Source organism: Cryobacterium sp. M23, assembly GCF_002929655.1.
Lineage (GTDB): Bacteria > Actinomycetota > Actinomycetes > Actinomycetales > Microbacteriaceae > Cryobacterium > Cryobacterium sandaracinum.
The window spans coordinates 1-19,548 of the sequence record NZ_PJJV01000065.1 but is presented as its reverse complement, the minus strand read 5'-3'; the positions used below and the strand labels follow the sequence as shown (position 1 = coordinate 19,548).

Here is a 19,548-nt window from a genome sequence, read left to right as displayed (position 1 = left end):
ACTTACCAGTCTATTTGCCGGGTGGCCCCGACCAGACACGTTCCGGATGCGAGGATCGCCGTGACCGCGCTGTGGTACCCGCCCGTGGCCGGTCCGTTCTGCCCGATCAGGCATTCGCCGTTGAACCGAACGGAGAACTGGATAGAGTCCGCTGGGAGGTCGATGTTGGTCTCGTCGAAGGTAACCTCCATTTGGGCCCGGTCGAAGCCGGAGGCCCCCAGCGCGTCCACGAATGCCCGCCCGCCGGCATTCTCGTCGGCGGTGACGACCGCCGTGGCGACGCTGTCGAAGTAGGCCAGGTTCGCCGCGGCATCCTTCTCCGGCTGTAGCTGCGGCGCGGGTATGGGCGCCGCGCTCGCGGTCGGACGAGCCGACGCCGACGCCGTGGCCGTGCTCGAGGGAGTCGCGGCCGGTGCCGCCGAGCAGGCCGCGAGGCTGACCGTGACGGCCAGCCCGAGCAGCAACGCGCTACCGGTGCGTGGGGAGCGGATGCCGGTTCGACGTCTCCGGGTTTCCCGATCTGATCGTGCCGGCACGTGGTCCTTCCGCGACCGCGGTGCGGTCAGACCTCTGAGTCTGCCAGATGCCCCGTGTCCCCGAGAGTTTATTCCGGTGACTGTGCCGGTGACTGTGCCGGTGACTGTCCCGGTGACTGTGCTGGTGACCGTGCCGGACACTGTGCCGAGTTGCCGCCGTCAGGAATCGACCCCGACAAGCGCCGCGGACTCTGCCTCGTCGCGCATCGGGGGTGCGTCGTCAGTATCGGCAGGTAGGAAGCCGTCCGTGGGCTCGGTCGGATGTGGCGCCGACGCTGCGCCGGGCGGCGGCGAGCGCGTGTAGACGGTGCTGCACCAGGCCAGGTCGTGCCCGACGGTCTCTGCCTCGACCTCGACCGAGGTACCGTTGCGGTCGGCATTTTCCCACGGCCGGATGCGCAACCGCCCCGCCACGACTACGTGCTCACCCTTCTGCACCGAGCGCTCCACGTTGTGGGCGAGCTGCCGGAAGGAGGACACCGTGTACCAGTTGGTCTCGGCGTCAACCCAGGTCTGTTTCACACGGTCGAAGCGACGCTGGCTTGATGCCAGCCGAAACGACGTGATGGCCAGCCCCGAACTGGTCACGAGGTGACGGGGCGTGGTGGCCACGATTCCGGTCACGGTGATGCTGTCGCTCATTACGGTCTCCCTCATCCTGTGAGCCCCGGACGAATGCCCGGAACACGCGACCTGGAGCGACAGCTCGTGCCTGTCTCCGCCGCCCCAGATCGCGTACTCCGAGTGTGCGGCGGCAGAACGACGCCCGGCCGCGGCATCCGGAACCTGTGCCGAATGACCGCCCCCCGCATCTGGGGAGGGCTGGGCGCGCTTCTGAAGGAGAGGGTCCGGGTGCGCGCCGCGGTCGGTGTCGAACCAATTCGACGAAGATTCTCCTGTGAAAGCGCTCTTTCCCAGCTTCTAGTGCCGCTTTGGGCAAAATCTCCGTCGAATTCGTTTGGCTCCGGGTTTCCGCACGGCGGTCTCGGCGGCGCTGGCACGGCAGCTAGAAAACCCGTTCATTTCGCCGCGCTGAGCGATACTCGCCGCCTACCAATACACGAACTCGCGCTGCTAGAGGAGGTATTCGGCGTAGGACTTGCGGATCTTGTTCACCTTGGGCAGCGCGACGGCCATGCAGTAGCCCTGACCCGGGTTTTTGGCGAAGAAGTCCTGGTGGTGGTCCTCGGCCACAAAGTACTCGCCGAGCGGCTCGATCGTGGTGACGATGCCGCCGCCCCACCATTCGGCGGCGCGAGTGCGAGCGGTTTCGAAGAGCAGCTTCTGCTCGTCGTCGGTATAGAACATCGCCGACCGGTACTGGGTGCCCACGTCGGCGCCCTGGCGGTTCAGCTGGGTCGGGTCGTGCAGCGAGAAGAACACGTCGAGGATGACGCTGGCCGGGATGACCTCCGGGTCGAACGTCACGGCGATGGCCTCGGCATGGCCGGTACGGCCCGTGCACACCGACTCATACGTGGGCCGTTGAGCCGTGCCCCCGGTGTACCCGGAAACCACCTCGCTCACGCCACGCAACACCCGATACACGGCATCGAGACACCAGAAACATCCACCTGCGACCACAAAAGTTTGCACACCCCTAGAGTAACGGCATGACCTTCGTCCCAGCTGAGAACCGCTATGCCGACATGACCTACCGACGCGCCGGACGGAGCGGCCTCAAACTGCCGGCGCTGTCTCTCGGCCTCTGGCACAACTTCGGCCACGAGCGCCCGATCGAGACCCAACGCGCCATCCTGCGCCGTGCCTTCGACCTGGGGGTCACCCACTTCGACCTGGCCAACAACTACGGTCCTCCTCCCGGAGCCGCCGAGACCAACTTCGGCCGCATCTTCGCCGAAGATTTCCGGGCCTACCGCGACGAGATGATCATTTCCAGCAAGGCCGGCTACGACATGTGGCCGGGCCCCTACGGCGATTTCGGTTCTCGCAAGTACCTGCTCTCCTCCCTCGACGCGAGCCTGGGCCGGCTCGGCGTCGACTACGTCGACATCTTCTACTCCCACCGGCCGGACCCGGAGACTCCCATCGAGGAGACCATGGGCGCGCTGGCGTCGGCGGTGCAGCAGGGAAAGGCCCTCTATGTCGGCATCTCCAGCTACACCCCCGAGCAGACGCGGGCCGCGGCGGCGGCGCTGGCCGAGCACAAGATCCCCCTCCTGATCCACCAGCCGCGTTACTCGATGTTCGACCGCCACATCGAAGACGGGCTCTTCCCCGTGCTCGACGAGCTCGGCATGGGCAGCATCGTCTTCTCGCCGCTCGCACAGGGACTTCTCACCGACCGCTACCTGGACGGCACCGTTCCGGCAGGCTCGCGGGTCGCGACGAGCGATTTCCTGTCGGAGGACGTTCTCACCGACACCTACCAGGGCCGTGCCCGCGCCCTCAACGAGATTGCTGCCGCGCGCGGCCAGACGCTGGCCCAGCTGGCGGTCACCTGGATCCTGCGCCAGCCGTCGGTGACCAGTGTGCTGGTCGGCGCAAGCAGCCTGAACCAGCTCGAGCAGACCGTGGCGGCCCTGGATGCCCCGCCCCTCACCCAGATCGAAATCGACGAGATCGAACCGTACGCCGTGCACGGCACCGGTCTGGGCTGAGCGAAGTGGGCTACCTCTACGCTCTCCTCGCGTCGCTGCTCTTCGGCCTCAACGGCAGCACCACCAAGGTGATCGTGGATGCGGGCCTGTCCCCGGCCCAGCTGACCTTCTTCCGGGTCACGGTCGTCGCCCTCCTGGCCGGCGGTCTGTTGCTCGTGACCAACCGGCGGGCGTTCCGCATCAGCCTGCGCCAGCTCGCGGTAATGGCCGTCCTGGGGGTGGCCGGGGTCGCCCTGATCCAGTGGTTCTACGCAGTGGCGATCAGTCTGCTGCCGGTGGGCATCGCGCTCATGCTCGAGTACACCGGGGTGCTGATCGTCGCCCTGGTCGCCCGATTCGTCTTCAAGGAGCGGGTCAAATCCCGCATCTGGCTGGCCATCGGTTGCGTTCTGATCGGCATGGCCGTCGTCGCCCAGATCTGGGCCAGCACCCTCTCTGACCTGGGTGTGTTGGCGGGAATCCTCGCCGCAATCTGCCTGGCCGTGTACTTCCTGGTCGGGGAGCGGCAGGTCGCCGCGACCTCGCCACTGGCCGTGTCGTTCTGGTCCATGCTTTTCGCCAGCGCTTTCTGGCTCGTGTTCAGCGCCTGGTGGCAGGTCGAGCCGCAGACCCTGGTTCAGGATGTCGCGTTGAACGGCAACCTCGGGGCGGTGTCTCTCCCGCTGTGGCTGCTGACGCTGTGGAACGGCGTGTTCGGCTCCTTCGCCCCGTATCTGTTCTCGTACATGGCGCTCGGCCGACTGACTGCCACGGCGGCCGGCATCGTGTCTGCCTCGGAGGTGATCTTCGCCTTCGCGTTCGCGTTCCTCTGGCTCGGCGAGTCCCTCGACGGGCTGCAGTTGGCGGGGGTGGTCCTTGTGCTCGCGGGCATCGTCGTCGCCCAGACCGCACGTCCGAACCGGGTTGTGGACCTCGACCTGGCCAGCCAGGACATGGTTCTGCTGAACGGACCTCTGCGGTAGCGCCGAAACCACTGTCGGTGGCTCTCCGTAGCCTGAGGGAACCCTCACCCGCGTACGGTCGATCTCGGAGAATTCCATGTCCACACCAGCGTCCCCACTTCCCCGACTGCCGGTCATCCGCGGTCTGCAGTTCGTTCCCGTGAAAGACGGCCTCTGGCGGGTCTCGAACCGGTCCGGCATGGTGCTCGGGCACATCGAGCGGCGCACCGAGGTCGACGGCGACTACTTCGCCGCGCGGCGCCTGCTCGCCGCCACCCGCACAATGAACGTCGGTTCGTTCTGGCGCATCGACGACGCGGCCGACTGCTTCCGCTGACGGCGCGCACCTCTCCGCAGGGCACGCCGCGCCGCTCCCGGAGATCAGGCCGAGACGCCGGTAAAGTGCGCTCATGCAGTGGTGGAATAGTTTCGTATCCTGGCTCACGGCAGCCAGCAATCAGTCCATGGTTTTCAGCGCCGTGGTGCTCATCGTCTCGATCGTCGTCGCCAGCCTTCTGGCGGCGGTGATCTCCCGCGGGGCGATCAAACGCCTCCTGGCGCAGAACGACCGGGCTCTCAAGGCGGCCGTGATCGGCACCCTCGTGGATGCCGCGACCGAGGCATCCGTCTGGAACTCGCTCACGCCGCAGGAGCAGGTCATGGCGGACCGCGCGGTGGGCCAGGCCGACGTGCAGCTGCGCCTCCTGCCGATCAAGGGTTCGGGCGTCGCCGCGAACTGGGCCGCGCATCAACTCGCTGAGCTCAAGCGCACCTCGGCCACGTTCGGGTACCAGCTCGAGCCCGCGCTGCTCGAGTTCCGCGACCGCCTGGTCGAATGGCAGGACAAGCCGGGCCGCACCCGCAAGATCTTCCAGAGCGACCTCGACCGGTGGAAGGTCTCCAAGAACAGCACCGAGAAGAACCTCCTCGCCGAGCAGGATGCCTGGACCGCCCAGCAGCACCACGACCAGTTCACCGCCGCGCCGGCCGCGCCCGTGCCTGCCCCGCTCCAGTACGCGTCTGGAACGGCCTCGGCGTCGACGGAGACCCAGCGCCTCCTCGACGACGTGCAGGCACTGGAAGTGCGCCCCACCCCGCTCCAGAGCTAGACGTCCGTGAGCCGCCGTCGCTCTCCCGAGCGAGGCGGCGGCTCACAGCTCTCACGAGTCAGCGCCACCACTCGTCGAACATCGATGCCGGGACCTGGCGCTTGTGCTCGGTGCCGAGGTAGCGGTTCTCGATCGTCTCGGCGACGAGATCGTCGACGGGCAGCCCCTCCAGGAAGTCGTCGATCTGCTCGTACCGCAACCCCAGGTTGGCCTCGTCGGTCTGGCCGGGGTTGTCGTCGAGAAGGTCGGCAGTCGGCGCCTTGAGGTATAACCGGTCCGGCGCCCCCAGCTCGACCAGAAGCGCTCGCCCCTGACGCTTGGTCAATCCGGTCAGCGGCAGGATGTCCGTGCCGCCGTCGCCGTACTTGGTGAAGAATCCCGTGACCGCCTCGGCGGCGTGGTCGGTGCCCACGACCAGCAGGCCGGCCGAGCCGGCGAGGGCATACTGGGCGACCATGCGCACCCGGGCCTTGGCGTTTCCCTTGTCGAAGTCCGGCAGCGGGCGGCCCGTCGCATCGGCGAATTCCGCTTCGATGCCGTCGACGGCGCGCTTGATGTCGAAGGTGACGGTCGACGCAGGACGAATGAATTCCAGGGCGAGCTGCGCGTCCTCCTCGTCCCGCTGCACCCGGTACGGCAGGCGCACGGCCTGGAAGATGGCCGAATGTCCCGCCTCGGCGAGCTGCTCCACGGCCAGCTGGCACAGACGGCCGGCCAGGCTGGAATCCTGACCCCCGCTGATGCCGAGCACGAGGCCCTGTGCCCCCGTTCGGACCAGGTAGTCCGCGAGGAACTGCACTCTGCGGCGAACCTCGGAGGATGCATCGATATGGGGGGACACGTTCAGCTCCGCGATGATTCGCGCCTGTAGTTCTCGCATTTCCCGAATCTACCAAACCGAGGGTAGGGCAACAGGATTCACGGGTGTCGTGCGGTGCCCCCGGTAGGAATCGAACCTACGACAAGCGGATTAGAAGGCCGCTGCTCTATCCACTGAGCTACGGGGGCGAAGAACGATCAACGATACCGCAGACCCGGCCCGCCGGCGCTCAAACGGCCTTCGCGGCCGCCACGAGCACCTGGGCGAGTGTCGGCACACCCGTGGCCCGGAAGACCTCGATCCCGGCCGCGTCCCGGATGATCACCGTGGGGGTGATCCGGATGCCGTCGGCCTCGGCTTCCGCGACGTCCCGCACCACGTCGAGCTCACGCACGGTCGCCTGGGGCACGAGGCGTTCGACCTCGGCCAGGACCGCCCGGGTCTGCATGCAGGGCTCACAGAAGGCGGAGGAGAAGTACGTCAATTCCATGCGAGGTAGTCTACGGAGCGCACGTCTCAGTCGCACCGCTGCCGGGACCAGCGCAACAGGGCCGGTCGGCGTCCGCCGTTAGACTCGGCACATGAAAAAAAGTAGTGACCGGTTGGTATGGATTGACTGCGAGATGACCGGTTTGGACATTGATTCCGACGAGTTGGTGGAGATCGCTGTAGTGATCACCGATTACGACCTGAACATCATCGACCCGGGACTCGACCTCATCATCAAGCCGAATCAGGCGTCGCTGGAGAACATGAACGACTTCGTGCGCAACATGCACGAGACCAGTGGGCTGATCAACGAGATCCCGAACGGAATCAGCGCCGCCGAGGCCGAGACCCTGGTGCTGGAATACGTACTGCAGTTCATCCCGGCCGAGCAGAAGGCTCCGCTGGCGGGAAATTCCATCGGCACCGACCGGGCCTTCCTGATGAAATACATGCCTCGCCTCGACGCCCAGCTGCACTACCGCAACGTCGACGTGTCCTCGATCAAGGAACTCGCACGCCGCTGGTACCCGCGGGTGTACTTCAACGCCCCCGCGAAAGACGGCGGACACCGCGCCCTGGCTGACATCCTCGAATCCATCCGCGAACTGGCGTACTACCGCCAAACCGTGTTCGTGGCCGACCCCGGGCCGTCCAGCCAACAGGCGAAGAACAGCGCGGCCGAAGCCGTGAACATTTTCGCTGCGAACATGTAATACACTTGCCGAGTTGCCTTCTCTGTGGGAAAGCAGCGCATGGTGGGTATAGCTCAGCTGGTAGAGCATCCGGTTGTGGTCCGGAAGGCCGCGGGTTCAAGCCCCGTTACTCACCCCAATTGAAACACGCAGAAACAGTCCATCGAACGCGCGACCGGGCCCTCGGATCGGGCCGCGCGTTCGCATTTCCGGCATCGAAACGCCTCACCGAAACGGTGTCCTCGCCTCGGCCTCCCCGCCGATCCAACGGCGTCCGGGACAGCTGAAAGGGATCTCTCCATGCGTGCTCGTTTCGCCCTCCCCGCCGTCGCTGCGGTGGCCGCCCTCCTGCTCACCGGCTGCGTCGACAACACTGTGCCGGTTCCCGGAGCCGACGCCACCGCGCCCGCCAGTACCGTGACCGAAGATGCCGCCGCCTCGGCGCTGCTCCCGGAGAAGGTCCGCGCCTCCGACACGCTCGTGATCGGCACGAGCCCGAATTACTCCCCCAACGAGTTCAAGGACGATTCCGGCAACCCGATCGGCTGGGGAGTCGAACTCGGCGCCGCGGTTGCCGCGAAGTTGGGTCTGACTGCCGACTACAAGGTCGCGAATTTCGACACCATCATCCCGAGCATCATCGGCGGCGAGATGGACCTGGGAAACTCGTCCTTCACCGTCAACCTGAAGCGCCAGGAGCAGGTCGACTTCGTCAACTACTACACGGCCGGCATCCAGTGGGCCTCCGCCACCGGCACCACCGTCGACCCCGACGACGCCTGCGGCCTGAAGATCGCCGTGCAGTCCACCACCTACGAGGACACCGACGAAATCCCGGCCAAGAGCGCCGCCTGCGTCGCCGCCGGAAAGCCCCCGATCGACAAGCTCAAGTTCGACACCCAGGACCTGGCCACGAACGCCACGGTGCTCGGCCAGGCCGACGCCTTCAGCGCAGACTCCCCGGTCACCCTCTACGCGATCCAGCAGACCGCGGGCAAGCTGCAGAAGGCCGGCACCTCCTTCGACGAGGCACCGTACGGCATGGCCGTGGCGAAGGACTCCGGGATGGCAGCGGCCGTGCAGGCTGCCCTGCAGTCCATGGTCGACGACGGCTCCTACGGCGAGATCCTCAAGACCTGGGGCGTCACCGACGGCGGCCTGAGCACCATCACGATCAACGGCTGACCGGCTCCCTGAGAGGCTGAACGAATGTGAGATGCTGAACGGATGCCGCAGCTGACTCACGAGGAATTCGAGCGTCTCGTCGTCGACGAGCTCGACCTCCTGCCCGACGACATGGTCGACGGCCTGGACAACGTGATCTTCGTGGTCGAGGACCGACCCGAAGACGGCACGATGGACACCCTCGGGCTCTATGACGGGGTTGCCCTGACCGAGCGTGGGCAGTACGGCTTCGGTGAGATGCCGGACCGGATCGTGCTCTACCGGGAGCCGTTGCTGGAGCTCTGCGCGGATCTCGAGGAGTTGCGCGACCAGGTGCACATCACTCTGGTGCATGAGATCGCCCATTTCTACGGCATCGACGACGACAGGCTGCACGACCTCGGCTGGGGATGACCAACCACCGTTAGCCTTGCGTCATGAGTAGATCCCGGCCTGCCCGCATCATCGGCGCCACGGTCGGCGCCCTCGTCATCCTGTCCGTCGGCGTCTACGGGCCGGCCACCCTACTGGGGCCGTTGCCTGAGGCCACCGCCACGCTGGTCACGCCGGCGGCCGGCGAGTCGATTCCGTTCCCGCCCGCGCTGCCGGCCACCGGCGGCAGCGCCGTCATCGGCCTGGCCACGGTCACACCCGATCCGGCCTTCCCGGAGACGACGGCGCTGGACGCCGACGCTCTCGCCACCACCCTGCCTCTCGCCGTGGCCGGCACGGCCGAACCGCTGCCGATGGCCGCGGCGACGAAAATCGTGACCGCCCTGGTCGTGCTCGACGCGAAACCGCTGACCCTCGGTGAGACGGGGCCTCAGATCCCGATCACGGCCGCGGATTACCAGGACTACATCGACTACGGCAATTCCGGTGCCCGCACCGTCGTGGTCTTCCCGGGCGAACTGTGGACCGAGACCGAGCTGCTCCAGGCGATGATCCTCGGCTCCAGCAACAATCACGCCGACACGCTGGCGCGCTGGGCCTTCGGCTCCCTCGACGCCTACAGCGCCGCCGCCAACGCCTGGCTGGGCAAGCAGGGCCTCGACGGCACCCGTGTCGCCGACGCCACCGGGCTCAACGACGAAAGCGTCGGAACGGCCACCGACCTTGCCCGGCTGGCCGGCCTGGCCGCCGCCGAACCGGTGATCGGTGCCATCCTCTCCCAGCCGGCCTCCGCCCTGGTGGGCCAGCGCGGCGTGGACAACACCACGGCGTTCCTGGCCGAGGAGGGCGTCACCGGCATCACCCGCAGCTACACGGACGGGGCGGGCGTCTGTTTTCTCTTCACCGGCCAGGTGCAGGGCCCGGACTCGACCTACACCTTTGCCGGTGCCCTGCTCGGCGAACCCGACTACGACACCCTGACCAGTGACGTCACCGCCCTGATGGAGAGCGCCCGCGCCGGGGTACGCGAGCTGCCAACCCTCGCCCAGGGTGACGCCTACGTGGAGTTCAGCACACTGTGGGGGGCCGAGGCCTCCGGAACCGTGCGCACGGCCACGACGACGTACGGCTGGCAGGCTCAGGCGCCGGGCGACGCGGAGGTGATCCTGGAGACGGTGTCGACCGGCCGGGCGGGCAAGACTGTCGGCCGGGTCACGGTGGAGGCCGGAGGCGCCGAGGTAACGTCGACGCTGGTGCTCGACCGCACGATCAGCGCGCCGGGCCTCGGCTGGCGGCTCCTGAATCCCGCACCGATGATCTCGGCACTGTTCGCCGCTAACCGCTAACCGCGTGCGGCTCCGGCATCGGGCTGCCGGCTACTCGCCCTCGCCGGTCGACTGGTACGGGTCGCTCTCGCCCGCGTCGAACCGGTAGCGCACGTGCACGCGGCCCTGCACATCGCGCACGTCCTCCTCGTCGTACCAGAACAGCGTTTCGACCCCCTCGACGGCGGCCATCATGCTGACCCGGGCGTCATGATTGCCCTGGATCAGCACCCGGGTGTCGACCTGGCCCGCGAGGGGACCGTCAATGAATTCCGCAGTGTAAACGACATTTTCAGCACCTTGATCAGCCATACCTCCAACCTAGTCCCGGGCACCGACTTACGGGCGTCGGATGTCCGGGGTCCCGGCCAGCCGGATCGTCGCCTGCCGCTCGGGAGCCTCCCGCTCTCGGTAAGCGTCCCAGCCCGCTTCCCACTGGTCCCAGTGCGACCGGAACAGTTCGCCGTCCCGGGCGAGGGCCCGCTGCTTGCGGATGCGGTCGTCGGCGGCCAGCCAGACCCGGATGTCGCTGAGTGGCGCGTGGGCGGCCGCCAGGGTTCCGCAGCCCTCCACGATCAGCGGGCGGGCCGGGTCGACCGGGTGCCATTCTGCCGACTCGCGCCGCTCCCAGTCGTAGCGCCGCCAGGCGGCGGGCCGGCCCAGTCTTCTCGGGGTGAGCACCTGTTCGCTCAGGTGCATGACGGCGGCGTCCAGCCCCTGCCAGCCGGGGTAGATGTCGTCCAGCCGCACCAGGGTGGGCCGGAGCGGTCCCGGCCAGGCGACGACGAGCGCGTCGGCGAGGGTGCTCTTGCCGGCGCCGCTCGGCCCGTCGATGAGAACGACGGGCGCCACCCCGGCGGCGGCAAGGTCGCGGAGCACGGGGGCCAGCAGCATCCGTCGGTCACCGACCGGATCGGAGGCGGCCGGTTCGAGGGCGGCCGTGGGCAGATCAGGTGAGGACAAAGTTCCAGCTTCCCGTCGCCACGGAGACGCTCACCGAGAGCAGGGCCACGGCCAGACCGATGCCGACCAGGGCCACCTCGCGCCCCCGGAAGCTGGAGGGGCGGGCCCAGGTGCGCCGCACCGAGGCGCCGAACCCGCGGGCCTCCATCGCGGTCGCGAGTTTGCTGCCGCGCCGGATCGACAGCACCAGCAGGGCGAAGGCCTGGCTGAGCAGCCGGCGCAGGACGCCGCGGTCCGCGATGCCGCGGGCCCGCCGGGCCAGTTCGAGGGCGTGCCAGTCCTCGAGGAACAGGCCGACCAGGCGCAGCCCGGCCAGACCGCCAAGCACGAAGCGGGCCGGCAGTTTCACGACCTGGCCGAGGCCGTCGGCCAGGTCGGTGGGGTCGACGGTCACGAAGAGCACGACCGACGGCAGTCCGATGGCGAGGATGCGCAGGGTCGTGGCGATGGCCAGCTCGAGTGATCCCTCGGTCACGTTCACCAGCCCGAAGGACCAATAGACCGCCCCGGCCGCCTGCCCGTAGAGCAGGGTGGTGACGCCGGCGGTTGGTGCGGCGATCCAGACCGGCAGGGTGCGCACCGCGAAGGCCTTCAGGGACAGCCCGGCCCAGAAGAAGAGCACAAACTCGCAGGCGAGGGCGACGACGGCGGAGACCCAGTCGATGGTGAGGATGAGCACGCCCGCCAGCAGCAGCGCGGCGGCCAGCTTCGCGACCGGGTTGATCCGGAAGATGGCCTGGGTTCCCCGGGCAGGCGTCAGCACGCTCACCGGGACACCGCCGCCCGCGGCGTGACGCTGGGGCCGGCCTGCCCGGTCAGGTGGTACTCCCGGTCAGCCAGGGCGGCCACGAAGTCGGTGTCGTGCGAGACGGCGACCACCGCGGTGCCCTCCCGCAGGAGTTCGTCGAGCAGGGCCACGATCTCCCGCCAGGTGCGCAGGTCCTGGCCGAAGGTGGGCTCGTCGAGCATGAGCAGCCGTGGCTGGGTGGCCAGCACGGTGCCCACCGACAGCCGACGTTTCTCGCCGCCGGAGAGGGTGAACGGGTTCGCCTCGGCCAGGTGGTCCAGGCGCAGGCGCTGCAGCACCTCGTCGACCCGGGCATTGATGTTCGCCTTTGGCCGTTTGAGGGCGCGCGGCCCTACGGCGAGTTCGGCCCGCACGGTGGCGGCCACGAACTGGTGCTCCGGGCTCTGGAACACGGTGCCGATGCGGGTGAGCAGCTGGCGGGACTTCCAGCGGATCGGTTCCTCGTCGGCCCCGTCGGCGAACTCCGGGCTCGCGAGCACCGCTCCCCCGGCCGGTTTCAGCAGGCCGGCGAGGGTGAGCATCAGGGTCGATTTGCCGGCGCCGTTCGGACCGGTGACTGCCAGAGCGGTGCCGGCGTGCACCGTGAGGTCGATGTCCCGGGCGAGCACGTCGGCGCGCGTGCGCGCGATCGCGAGGCCGGGCGTGCGGAGCAGAGGAACCGAGCCGGGCGCCGACGCCGAGCGGGTCTCGCCCCGCGATGAAGCCAGACCGTTGCCCCGCCCGGGCACCCAGACACCCGCGGCCGCGAGCCGTTCCCCCTGCCTGGTCAGCACGTCGTCGGGATGGCCGTCGGCCAGCACTCCCCCGGCCGCGTCGAGTACGATCACCCGGTTCACAAGGTTCTGCCAGACGGCGACCCGATGTTCGATCACGATGAACGTCGCCGCGGAGTTCTTGAGCACGCGGGCAACGGAATCGCGCACATCCAGCACGCCTCCAGGGTCGAGATTCGCTGTGGGTTCGTCGAGCAGCAGCAGCCCCGGCCGCATCGCCAGCACCCCAGCGAGGGCGAGGCGCTGCTTCTGTCCGCCCGACAGCGACGACGTCGGATGGCAGAGCGGCAGGTCCAGGCCGACCATGTCCAGAGCGTCGCTCACCCGGCGCCAGATCTCCTCGCGGGGCACCCCCAGGTTCTCGCAGCCGAAGGCGACGTCGTCGCCCACCCGCGCCAGGATCACCTGGGAGTCAGGGTCCTGCAGCAGCAGCCCGGCCTGGCCTCGCGCGGCGGTCGGCCCGGCGCCGTTCACAAGCAGCTGACCGCGCTGCTCGCCCTCCTCGTCGCCGCCGAGAACCCCGGCGAGGGCGTGCAGCAGAGTCGATTTGCCGGCTCCGGAGGCGCCGAGCAGCAGCACGCGCTCGCCCGGCTCGATTCGCAGGTCGAGGCCGTCGACGGCCCAGCCCCGCCGCCCGGCATGCCGCCATCCCCAGCCGCGGGCCACGACGGACGCGCCCGAGACGGATGCCGCTGCTGCCGGTGTCATCGCCGTCCCCCTAGACCTGGGTGCGGTTCGATCGCCCGGCGGCGAACCGCGACAGAGCGCCGGTGCGGGCGAGGCCACGCATGGCCAGCCAGGACAGCAGTCCGGCCACGACAATGCCGGAGACGATCGAGGAGGCTGTGTAGATGGTGATGAAGGGAACGGCCGATCCGGGGTACCAGAGCAACAGGTCGTTGACGGCGAGGGCAAGGCCGGCGCCCGCGCCGGCGAGCAGGGCCACGACGAGGCGGTAGTTGGCGTAGAAGAACAGCGCGAAGACCAGCTCCGCGCCGAGACCCTGCACCAGGCCGGACACCAGAATGGTGGCCCCCCAGGCGGTGCCGCCGACCAGGGTCGACACGACCGCCGCCAGCAGCTCGGTGTAGAGCGCGGCGCCGGGTTTGCGGATGATGAGGCCACCGAGCACACCGGCGAACAGCCATCCGCCGCCCAGGAGAGCCTGCAGGCCCGGCAGCAGCGGAGTGAGCACGCCGCTGAGCGGGTTGTATGCCTGGTTCCAGACGACGAAAATCAGCCCGCTGGCCACGCCGATGACACTGGCGATGACGATGTCGACGACCCGCCACCGGAAGTTACGCGGCCGGCGGGACGTGGTGGAGGTGAGAAGGGTGGTTGTTGCGTGCACTTTTCGTGCCCTTTCCGTAGATGGTTCCAGGGCACGGGAACGAGAAAAGCTGCCTCCCTGCGCTGGCATGATCCAGATCAGGTTCGACGGTCGAAGCTTCAGAAGCTTCCTCTCAGCCCGGTTGACCGGACTCCCGTGTTCGTATCAAGTATAGACCTCGGCCTAGACTCGCGGGATGGAGTCCTCGCCTCGCCCCCGCATCACTGTCGGGCGCGAATGACGTTCACCGTTCCCCTGATCCTCGCCGGGCTGTTGCTTCTGTTGCTGCGCCACTTCATTTTGCGGCGACGACGGATGCGACGCGGGCTACCCGTGCGCGGACCCTGGCACATCCCCCGGAGCTGGCAAGAAGGGCCGGGCTCCCGCCAGCAGCTGAGCCGCTGGTGGCGTAGCTGGCGCGGGCGGCGTTGAGCGCCCGAACGCGGTATGCTCGGATTGGTGAGTCGGGAAGTCTGGTCGACAGCAATGTTCGTGTGCCACAAAATCCTGATTGACTGAGGCTCGTCTATGCCGAAACCATCACCTCTTCCTACCACCCCGAAACTGAACGTCTTTCGCCGCAGCAGCTATCCCGAGTACCTGCACGTCTTGACGATCCTGCGCAAAGAGACCGTGGGCGGCGCTCTCCTGCTGGTGGCGACGGTTCTCGCGCTGACCCTGGCCAACACCGGGGCCTCCGATTTCTACTATGCGGTGCGGGACTTTCAGATCGGCTACGAGCCGTGGCACCTCAATCTGAGCCTCGGCGCGTGGGCCGCCGACGGACTCCTGGCGATCTTCTTCTTCATTGCCGGGCTCGAACTCAAACGTGAGTTCGTCGCCGGCGATCTGCGCACCTTCAGCCGCGCGGTCGTCCCGGTCGCCGCGGCCGTCGGCGGCGTCATCGTTCCTGCTGTGATCTTTACCGCGATCGCGTTCAGCTCGGGGCCGGAAATGCTGCGCGGCTGGGCCATCCCCACCGCAACCGACATCGCCTTCGCCGTGGCCGTGCTCGCCGTGATCGGCTCCAAACTGCCCAGCGCCCTGCGCATCTTCCTGCTGACCCTGGCCGTGGTCGACGACCTGCTCGCCATCGCCATCATCGCCTTCTTCTATTCCGGCGACCTCCAGCCCGTTCTACTGCTGCTCGCCATCGTGCCGCTGGGCCTCTTCGCCTTTCTGGCGCACAAGTACTCCTACCTGTTCGGCACCACCAGGTGGGCCGCGGGCACCATTCTGCTGCCGCTCGGCCTCGCCACCTGGGCTCTCGTGCACGGCTCCGGCATCCACGCCACGGTGGCCGGAGTGCTGCTCGGCTTCGCCGTGCCCGTGCTGCGCAGCCGACGTGGCGGCGGACCCGACGCCGGCCCGGGCCTGGCGCAGAACCTCGAGCACCGCATCCGCCCGCTCTCGGCCGGTTTCGCCGTGCCGGTCTTCGCTTTCTTCTCCGCCGGGGTCACGATCGGCGGCGTGTCAGGCCTGACCACGGCCCTCACCGACCCGGTCGCGATCGGAATCGTCGTCGCCCTGGTGGTGGGAAAGCCGGTGGGCATCCTGCTCGCCACCGTACTGGTCACCAAGACCACCCGGGGTGCCCTCGACCCGGATCTGGCCTGGGTGGATGTGATCGGCGTCGGCATGCTCGCCGGTGTCGGCTTCACGGTGTCGCTGCTGATCAGCGAGCTGGCTTTCGGGCAGGGCAGCCCGCATGACGACCACGCCAAAGTGGCCATCCTGACCGGGTCGCTGCTGGCGGCACTGTTAGCGACCGTGGTGCTGCGGAGCCGCAACCGGCATTACGGACGCATCGCCGACAAGGAGGCGCTCGATGCTGACAACGACGGCATTCCCGACGTGTTCCAGGTTGATGCGGCTCGCAGCGAGCGGTCCGACGGGCACTGACAGCGCCGGTGCGCAGTCAGCCGCCCAACTCCCTCAGCCGGAGTGACTGCTGTTCGTCACAGGTATAACGCCGTGCCCGGCGCCGAACCAATTCGACGGAGATTCGTCGGTCAACACCCGTTTCTGAGCCCAAACGCGCCGTTGAGGGCAAAATCTTCGTCGAATTTGTTCGGGACGGATGTACCGCTGGTCCTTGGGCTCGAAAGACGCGGCGGTTGGAGTGCACGTTCATCCACCTCGTCGCTGTCCGCGCGCAAACGTGCGTCGGAATCGGGAACAAGCGCCGCAGAACCCCCGATCCGCAGACCCCCATCACCCTCGGCCATTGAGACTCACTCATCTAGCTGGCCCACGGGCACTGATAGGGCCGGAGCGCAGTCAGCCGCTCAACATCCTCAGCCGGAGTGGCTGAGCGACCGGGCGGTTGGTCGCATTCGCTGCTAGCGTTTGAGGGCGCGGACGACGCGGGAGATCGCCTTGCCGGCCACGCAGAGGAACGGGATGCCGACCGCGAGCAACGAGATGACGTTGGGCTCGAAGCGCACCGTCGTGCCCGATTTGACGTAGGCGCCGATCGGCAGGGATGCTCCGCCGCCCCCGCCGCCGGACCCGCTGCCGGTGGCGGCGGAGTCACCCTCGCCACCGCCGAAGCCGTAGTAGACGAGAGCAACGGGAATCAGGGTGACGCCGTCCACCTGGACCGGATCACCGTAGGCCGACCTGACGCCGGCGGTACGAGAGATATCTGCGAGCTTCTCTGGAAGGCTAGTCATGGATTCAGGCTACCCCCTGTCTGGTTTGCGGTTGCCTGATCAGTGGTGGCCTGGTCAGGGTTTGTCCGGATCCAGCAGCGACGCCGGGCGTACCATGCCGCGCCCAAACCTTGCGGTAACCGAGTCCACGGCCCGTTCGGCTCCCCGCCAGTCGTCGTCAGGGTCCCAGAGGCCGGCGCCACTGCCGTCGCCATCGCTGAGCTGCTCAACGCGCACGCCGATGAGGCGCACCCGGATGCCGGACGCCGCCAGCGCGTCGAAGCTGGCGGCCACCTCCTCGTAGATCCGGCGTCCGACGCTGGTCGGTTCCGACAGGGTGCGGGAGCGGGTGACGGTGCTGAAGTCGGTGTAGCGCACCTTGAGCACCACGCCGCGGCCGACGAGGCCGGCGCGGCGCAGCCGGGCAGCCACCGCGACGGACTGCCGTAGCAGTTCGCTGCGGAGCCGCGCGACATCCGTCACGTCAAATTCGAACGTGACCTCGTGGCCGACGCTCTTCTCCTCGTGTTCCACCGTGACCACCCGAGGGTCCCTCCCCCAGGCCAGCTCGTGCAGCTTGCGGCCGGCGGCCTCGCCCACGCACTTCTGCAGCACGGCGAGGGGGGTGCGGGCCAGGTCGCCGATCTGACGCAGGCCCTGCCCGACCAGCGCCTGCTCGGTCGTGGCGCCGACCCCCCACAAGGCGCCGACAGGCAACGGATGCAGGAACGCGAGGGTGTCTTCGGCGGGGATCACGAGCAGGCCGTCGGGTTTCGCCCGGCCCGACGCCATCTTGGCGACGAACTTCGTGCTCGCCGCTCCGACCGAGCAGGTGAGCCCGGTCTCGGACTTGACCCGGGCCCGGATCTTCGCGCCGATCTCGGCCGGGGAGCCGTGCAGACGGCGGGCACCCGCCACATCGAGGAAGGCCTCGTCGATGCCGAGCTGCTCGACCAGCGGCGTGAAATCTTCGAAGATGCGCATCACCCGGTCCGAGTATTCTTTGTACCGGCCCATGTGCGGTTCGAGCACCACCGCCGCCGGGCAGCGCCGCAGGGCGAGCGCCATAGGCATGGCCGAATTGACGCCGTAGCGTCGGGCCACGTAGTTCGCCGCCGTGACCACCGAGCGTCCGGACCGGTGTCCCACGATCACCGGGAGGTGCACCAGTTCGGGGTGATCGAGCAGTTCCACCGACGCGAAGAACGCGTCCAGGTCGATGTGGAGCAGGGTCGCGGAGCTGTCGTCGACCGCATCGGTCGAGACCGTGCGATCGCTGCCATCCTGCCTGCTCATGCGTCCTGCCTGCTCATGGAGAGACCCTAACCCGGACCGGCGACAGCCCGCGACCGATTCCGCGACGGGAGAACGTGAACAGCGCCGCGGCGGAATGCACGGTGACGGAATGCACGGTGACGGATGCCGGTTGTAGCGTTGCAGGGGCATCCGTTCCACCCGTTCTACCCGCTCTACCCGTTCTACCGAGGGAGTCCCATGACGTATGACTGGCTTGCGCTGCAGAAACAGGCCGCCGAGGAGTTCGGCGCCCGCGTCGACCTGATCACCGACTGGGCCGCCGCCACACCGGACACCGAGTGGACCGTGACCGAGTTGGTGCGCCACGTGGTGCTGGAACAGCAGTGGGTCCCCGCGCTGCTGCGCGGCCTCTCGGTGCTCGACGCCCGGCGCTCACTCACCCCGCTGGGCCCGGACCTCGCGAAGGAATGGGCCACCCATTCGGCGCTGGCGGCCGCAGCCTGGGCAACGACCCCGGCCGACGCACCGGTGACCCTGTCATATGACACGGTGACGGCATCCGACTACCTGCGCGAGCAGGTCTCCGACGTCACGATCCATTCCTGGGACCTGGCGCGGGCAACGGCCGCCGACGAGTCCCTCGACCCGGCCCTGATCGAGGCGGTCTGGACGGTGTTCGAGCCCCAGCGGGACACCCTCGAGGCCAGCGGCCTCTTCGCCTCCCCGGTTCCATCCGACGAGAACGCGCCGCTGCAGATTCGGCTGCTCGCCCTCACCGGCAGGGATCCGCGCCGGCCGTAGCCCGCGGGCTGCACCTGCCAGGCCTGGGGCTATCGGCTCTCCTTTCCCGCGCCGGCGATGCGTTGGGCGATGTAGATCGGAACGATCGACACCAGCACCAGCACCACGGCGATGACGTTGACGATCGGTGCCTGGCTGGGGCGAAACAGGGTGTCCAGAATCCAGATCGGCAGCGTCTTGACGCCCGCCCCCGCGGTGCGCACCGTCACCGTCTGGTAGAGCGAACCGGAGCACGGTGATGATGTTATCGAGCGTCCAGGACCGTGTGATGGTGCCCGTGAAGCTGTCGACCGTCCACAGAGAGGTGATCAGCAGGGCGGCGAGGGCAACGATGTAGATCAGGCCGAGCCAGAGCAGAGGGGTGGACAGCCTCAGCGTCAGGCGAAGCCGCGGATGCCGGCTCAGCGTGATCGAACCCCGCCGGGCGAGCGTGTCCCGGTGCGGCGGCACCGGCATCCGTTGCCCCGGCGACGCCGTGTCACCCGTCATGATTCCTCCGATTCGGCTCGGCCGGATGGGGATGCCGCGCTAACCCTTGATCTCCTGCCAGGCGGTCGTCCAGTCGGAGTAGTCGGTGCACTTCACGTCGGTGCGGCCGTCGAGGCAGTCCTCAATGGGAGTGGACCAGTACCAGATCTGCGCCGCGTACTCCTCGTCGCCGGCGTGGGAGATCTCGCACTGGTCGGGGTTCACCGTGAAGTCGCAGGCGCTCTCGTTGCCACCCAGCCCGGAGCACCCGTCGCGGCCGTAGTCGCTTAATTCGGAGATTGTCGCAACACGCCGCCCAGATCGGCTGGGGTGACCCGGTCTTTTCGGACGGGGTCCTTGGTTTCATTTTAGGCGGCGAGTGTGAGTTTGATGAGGCGTTCGGT

At 68.0% G+C, this 19,548-nt stretch carries 24 protein-coding genes, 2 tRNA genes and 1 riboswitch; of the genes, 11 read left to right on the top strand and 15 right to left on the bottom strand.

Annotated elements, in window-relative coordinates:
* Nucleotides 1-2 precede the first annotated feature (2 nt).
* The 3 genes from CXY82_RS06920 to msrA form a co-directional block, all read right to left on the bottom strand.
* Entirely contained in the window at nt 3-536 is a 534-nt protein-coding gene (locus tag CXY82_RS06920) for a hypothetical protein (RefSeq protein ID WP_233194180.1), read from the bottom strand.
* 159 nt (nt 537-695) lie between these two features.
* Nucleotides 696-1,178 (bottom strand): single-stranded DNA-binding protein, encoded by a 483-nt coding sequence (locus tag CXY82_RS06915; protein WP_104103293.1) that lies wholly within the window; start codon nt 1,176-1,178, stop codon nt 696-698.
* A 432-nt stretch (nt 1,179-1,610) separates the two neighbouring features.
* Nucleotides 1,611-2,132 carry a peptide-methionine (S)-S-oxide reductase MsrA gene (msrA, locus tag CXY82_RS06910; RefSeq protein WP_104170264.1) on the bottom strand — a complete coding sequence of 174 codons (522 nt, stop codon included), beginning with the start codon at nt 2,130-2,132 and terminating at the stop codon, nt 1,611-1,613.
* A 17-nt stretch (nt 2,133-2,149) separates the two neighbouring features.
* Between msrA and CXY82_RS06905 the strand changes: the two genes are divergently transcribed.
* The 4 genes from CXY82_RS06905 to CXY82_RS06885 all read left to right on the top strand — a co-directional run bounded on the left by CXY82_RS06905 (nt 2,150) and on the right by CXY82_RS06885 (nt 5,207).
* A complete protein-coding gene (locus CXY82_RS06905) occupies nt 2,150-3,157 on the top strand; it encodes an aldo/keto reductase (RefSeq protein ID WP_104170263.1) in 1,008 nt (335 codons plus the stop codon).
* 5 nt (nt 3,158-3,162) lie between these two features.
* A complete protein-coding gene (locus CXY82_RS17005) occupies nt 3,163-4,119 on the top strand; it encodes a DMT family transporter (protein WP_158252140.1) in 957 nt (318 codons plus the stop codon).
* A 76-nt stretch (nt 4,120-4,195) separates the two neighbouring features.
* Nucleotides 4,196-4,435 (top strand): DNA mismatch repair protein, encoded by a 240-nt coding sequence (locus CXY82_RS06890; protein ID WP_104170261.1) that lies wholly within the window; start codon nt 4,196-4,198, stop codon nt 4,433-4,435.
* A 73-nt stretch (nt 4,436-4,508) separates the two neighbouring features.
* The gene (locus tag CXY82_RS06885; protein WP_104103279.1) at nt 4,509-5,207 is read left to right on the top strand and encodes a hypothetical protein; all 699 of its coding nucleotides are present in this window, start codon (nt 4,509-4,511) and stop codon (nt 5,205-5,207) included.
* A 58-nt stretch (nt 5,208-5,265) separates the two neighbouring features.
* Here CXY82_RS06885 and nadE read toward each other — a convergent pair whose 3' ends face one another.
* The 3 genes from nadE to CXY82_RS06870 form a co-directional block, all read right to left on the bottom strand.
* On the bottom strand, nt 5,266-6,087 hold the full coding sequence (gene nadE, locus CXY82_RS06880; RefSeq protein WP_104170260.1) for an ammonia-dependent NAD(+) synthetase: 822 nt from the start codon (nt 6,085-6,087) through the stop codon (nt 5,266-5,268).
* A gap of 55 nt (nt 6,088-6,142) precedes the next feature.
* Nucleotides 6,143-6,215 (bottom strand) — tRNA-Arg (locus tag CXY82_RS06875).
* Nucleotides 6,216-6,256: 41 nt separating this feature from the next.
* On the bottom strand, nt 6,257-6,517 hold the full coding sequence (locus CXY82_RS06870; RefSeq protein WP_104103273.1) for a thioredoxin family protein: 261 nt from the start codon (nt 6,515-6,517) through the stop codon (nt 6,257-6,259).
* 91 nt (nt 6,518-6,608) lie between these two features.
* On the opposite strand from CXY82_RS06870, the gene orn reads away from it, so the two are divergent.
* From orn to CXY82_RS06845, 5 genes are all read left to right on the top strand, one after another.
* A complete protein-coding gene (gene orn, locus CXY82_RS06865) occupies nt 6,609-7,229 on the top strand; it encodes an oligoribonuclease (protein WP_104170259.1) in 621 nt (206 codons plus the stop codon).
* Between the two features lie 42 nt (nt 7,230-7,271).
* Nucleotides 7,272-7,347, top strand: a tRNA-His gene (locus CXY82_RS06860).
* A gap of 161 nt (nt 7,348-7,508) precedes the next feature.
* A complete protein-coding gene (locus CXY82_RS06855) occupies nt 7,509-8,393 on the top strand; it encodes an ABC transporter substrate-binding protein (RefSeq protein ID WP_104170258.1) in 885 nt (294 codons plus the stop codon).
* 42 nt (nt 8,394-8,435) lie between these two features.
* Nucleotides 8,436-8,786 carry a metallopeptidase family protein gene (locus CXY82_RS06850; protein WP_104170257.1) on the top strand — a complete coding sequence of 117 codons (351 nt, stop codon included), beginning with the start codon at nt 8,436-8,438 and terminating at the stop codon, nt 8,784-8,786.
* Between the two features lie 23 nt (nt 8,787-8,809).
* Complete coding sequence (locus CXY82_RS06845) at nt 8,810-10,111, top strand: D-alanyl-D-alanine carboxypeptidase family protein (protein ID WP_104170256.1); 1,302 nt, start codon at nt 8,810-8,812, stop codon at nt 10,109-10,111.
* 30 nt (nt 10,112-10,141) lie between these two features.
* Here CXY82_RS06845 and CXY82_RS06840 read toward each other — a convergent pair whose 3' ends face one another.
* From CXY82_RS06840 to CXY82_RS06820, 5 genes are read right to left on the bottom strand one after another with little or no spacing between them, the layout of a single operon-like run.
* On the bottom strand, nt 10,142-10,402 hold the full coding sequence (locus CXY82_RS06840; RefSeq protein WP_104170255.1) for a hypothetical protein: 261 nt from the start codon (nt 10,400-10,402) through the stop codon (nt 10,142-10,144).
* Nucleotides 10,403-10,429: 27 nt separating this feature from the next.
* Nucleotides 10,430-11,053, bottom strand: a complete 624-nt coding sequence (locus CXY82_RS06835) for an ATP-binding protein (protein WP_233199238.1) — start codon at nt 11,051-11,053, stop codon at nt 10,430-10,432.
* Complete coding sequence (locus CXY82_RS06830) at nt 11,040-11,822, bottom strand: energy-coupling factor transporter transmembrane protein EcfT (protein ID WP_104170254.1); 783 nt, start codon at nt 11,820-11,822, stop codon at nt 11,040-11,042. Before CXY82_RS06830 ends, CXY82_RS06835 begins: the two co-directional genes overlap by 14 nt.
* A complete protein-coding gene (locus CXY82_RS06825) occupies nt 11,819-13,342 on the bottom strand; it encodes an ABC transporter ATP-binding protein (protein ID WP_104170253.1) in 1,524 nt (507 codons plus the stop codon). The genes CXY82_RS06830 and CXY82_RS06825 overlap by 4 nt, the downstream gene beginning before the upstream one ends.
* A gap of 10 nt (nt 13,343-13,352) precedes the next feature.
* Nucleotides 13,353-13,985, bottom strand: a complete 633-nt coding sequence (locus CXY82_RS06820; protein WP_104170252.1) for an ECF transporter S component — start codon at nt 13,983-13,985, stop codon at nt 13,353-13,355.
* A gap of 37 nt (nt 13,986-14,022) precedes the next feature.
* Nucleotides 14,023-14,132: riboswitch (TPP riboswitch) on the bottom strand.
* Nucleotides 14,133-14,492: 360 nt separating this feature from the next.
* On the opposite strand from CXY82_RS06820, the gene nhaA reads away from it, so the two are divergent.
* On the top strand, nt 14,493-15,866 hold the full coding sequence (gene nhaA, locus CXY82_RS06815; RefSeq protein ID WP_104170251.1) for a Na+/H+ antiporter NhaA: 1,374 nt from the start codon (nt 14,493-14,495) through the stop codon (nt 15,864-15,866).
* A 440-nt stretch (nt 15,867-16,306) separates the two neighbouring features.
* Here nhaA and CXY82_RS06810 read toward each other — a convergent pair whose 3' ends face one another.
* Together CXY82_RS06810 and dinB are read right to left on the bottom strand one after the other, a co-directional pair.
* Nucleotides 16,307-16,639 (bottom strand): hypothetical protein, encoded by a 333-nt coding sequence (locus CXY82_RS06810; protein WP_104170250.1) that lies wholly within the window; start codon nt 16,637-16,639, stop codon nt 16,307-16,309.
* 54 nt (nt 16,640-16,693) lie between these two features.
* Complete coding sequence (dinB, locus tag CXY82_RS06805; RefSeq protein ID WP_104170249.1) at nt 16,694-17,914, bottom strand: DNA polymerase IV; 1,221 nt, start codon at nt 17,912-17,914, stop codon at nt 16,694-16,696.
* 123 nt (nt 17,915-18,037) lie between these two features.
* Between dinB and CXY82_RS06800 the strand changes: the two genes are divergently transcribed.
* Nucleotides 18,038-18,676 (top strand): TIGR03086 family metal-binding protein, encoded by a 639-nt coding sequence (locus tag CXY82_RS06800; protein ID WP_233199237.1) that lies wholly within the window; start codon nt 18,038-18,040, stop codon nt 18,674-18,676.
* A 29-nt stretch (nt 18,677-18,705) separates the two neighbouring features.
* Here the strand turns inward: CXY82_RS06800 and CXY82_RS17260 are convergent, their stop codons facing one another.
* Complete coding sequence (locus tag CXY82_RS17260) at nt 18,706-18,879, bottom strand: hypothetical protein (RefSeq protein ID WP_158252138.1); 174 nt, start codon at nt 18,877-18,879, stop codon at nt 18,706-18,708.
* Between the two features lie 325 nt (nt 18,880-19,204).
* On the bottom strand, nt 19,205-19,369 hold the full coding sequence (locus CXY82_RS06790; protein ID WP_198411423.1) for a hypothetical protein: 165 nt from the start codon (nt 19,367-19,369) through the stop codon (nt 19,205-19,207).
* Between the last annotated feature and the right edge of the window lie 179 nt (nt 19,370-19,548).

What these genes read in the sequence shown, in the direction of transcription:
- CXY82_RS06890 (WP_104170261.1), top strand. Translation starts at nt 4,196, where the DNA reads ATGTCCACACCAGCGTCCCCACTTCCCCGACTGCCGGTCATCCGCGGT.
- CXY82_RS06810 (WP_104170250.1), bottom strand. Translation starts at nt 16,639, where the DNA reads ATGACTAGCCTTCCAGAGAAGCTCGCAGATATCTCTCGTACCGCCGGC.
- CXY82_RS06915 (WP_104103293.1), bottom strand. Translation starts at nt 1,178, where the DNA reads ATGAGCGACAGCATCACCGTGACCGGAATCGTGGCCACCACGCCCCGT.
- CXY82_RS06870 (WP_104103273.1), bottom strand. Translation starts at nt 6,517, where the DNA reads ATGGAATTGACGTACTTCTCCTCCGCCTTCTGTGAGCCCTGCATGCAG.
- CXY82_RS06905 (WP_104170263.1), top strand. Translation starts at nt 2,150, where the DNA reads ATGACCTTCGTCCCAGCTGAGAACCGCTATGCCGACATGACCTACCGA.
- CXY82_RS06840 (WP_104170255.1), bottom strand. Translation starts at nt 10,402, where the DNA reads ATGGCTGATCAAGGTGCTGAAAATGTCGTTTACACTGCGGAATTCATT.
- nhaA (WP_104170251.1), top strand. Translation starts at nt 14,493, where the DNA reads ATGCCGAAACCATCACCTCTTCCTACCACCCCGAAACTGAACGTCTTT.
- CXY82_RS06845 (WP_104170256.1), top strand. Translation starts at nt 8,810, where the DNA reads ATGAGTAGATCCCGGCCTGCCCGCATCATCGGCGCCACGGTCGGCGCC.
- CXY82_RS06800 (WP_233199237.1), top strand. Translation starts at nt 18,038, where the DNA reads ATGCCGGTTGTAGCGTTGCAGGGGCATCCGTTCCACCCGTTCTACCCG.
- dinB (WP_104170249.1), bottom strand. Translation starts at nt 17,914, where the DNA reads ATGAGCAGGCAGGATGGCAGCGATCGCACGGTCTCGACCGATGCGGTC.
- CXY82_RS06850 (WP_104170257.1), top strand. Translation starts at nt 8,436, where the DNA reads ATGCCGCAGCTGACTCACGAGGAATTCGAGCGTCTCGTCGTCGACGAG.
- CXY82_RS06855 (WP_104170258.1), top strand. Translation starts at nt 7,509, where the DNA reads ATGCGTGCTCGTTTCGCCCTCCCCGCCGTCGCTGCGGTGGCCGCCCTC.
- CXY82_RS06885 (WP_104103279.1), top strand. Translation starts at nt 4,509, where the DNA reads ATGCAGTGGTGGAATAGTTTCGTATCCTGGCTCACGGCAGCCAGCAAT.
- orn (WP_104170259.1), top strand. Translation starts at nt 6,609, where the DNA reads ATGAAAAAAAGTAGTGACCGGTTGGTATGGATTGACTGCGAGATGACC.
- CXY82_RS06825 (WP_104170253.1), bottom strand. Translation starts at nt 13,342, where the DNA reads ATGACACCGGCAGCAGCGGCATCCGTCTCGGGCGCGTCCGTCGTGGCC.
- nadE (WP_104170260.1), bottom strand. Translation starts at nt 6,087, where the DNA reads ATGCGAGAACTACAGGCGCGAATCATCGCGGAGCTGAACGTGTCCCCC.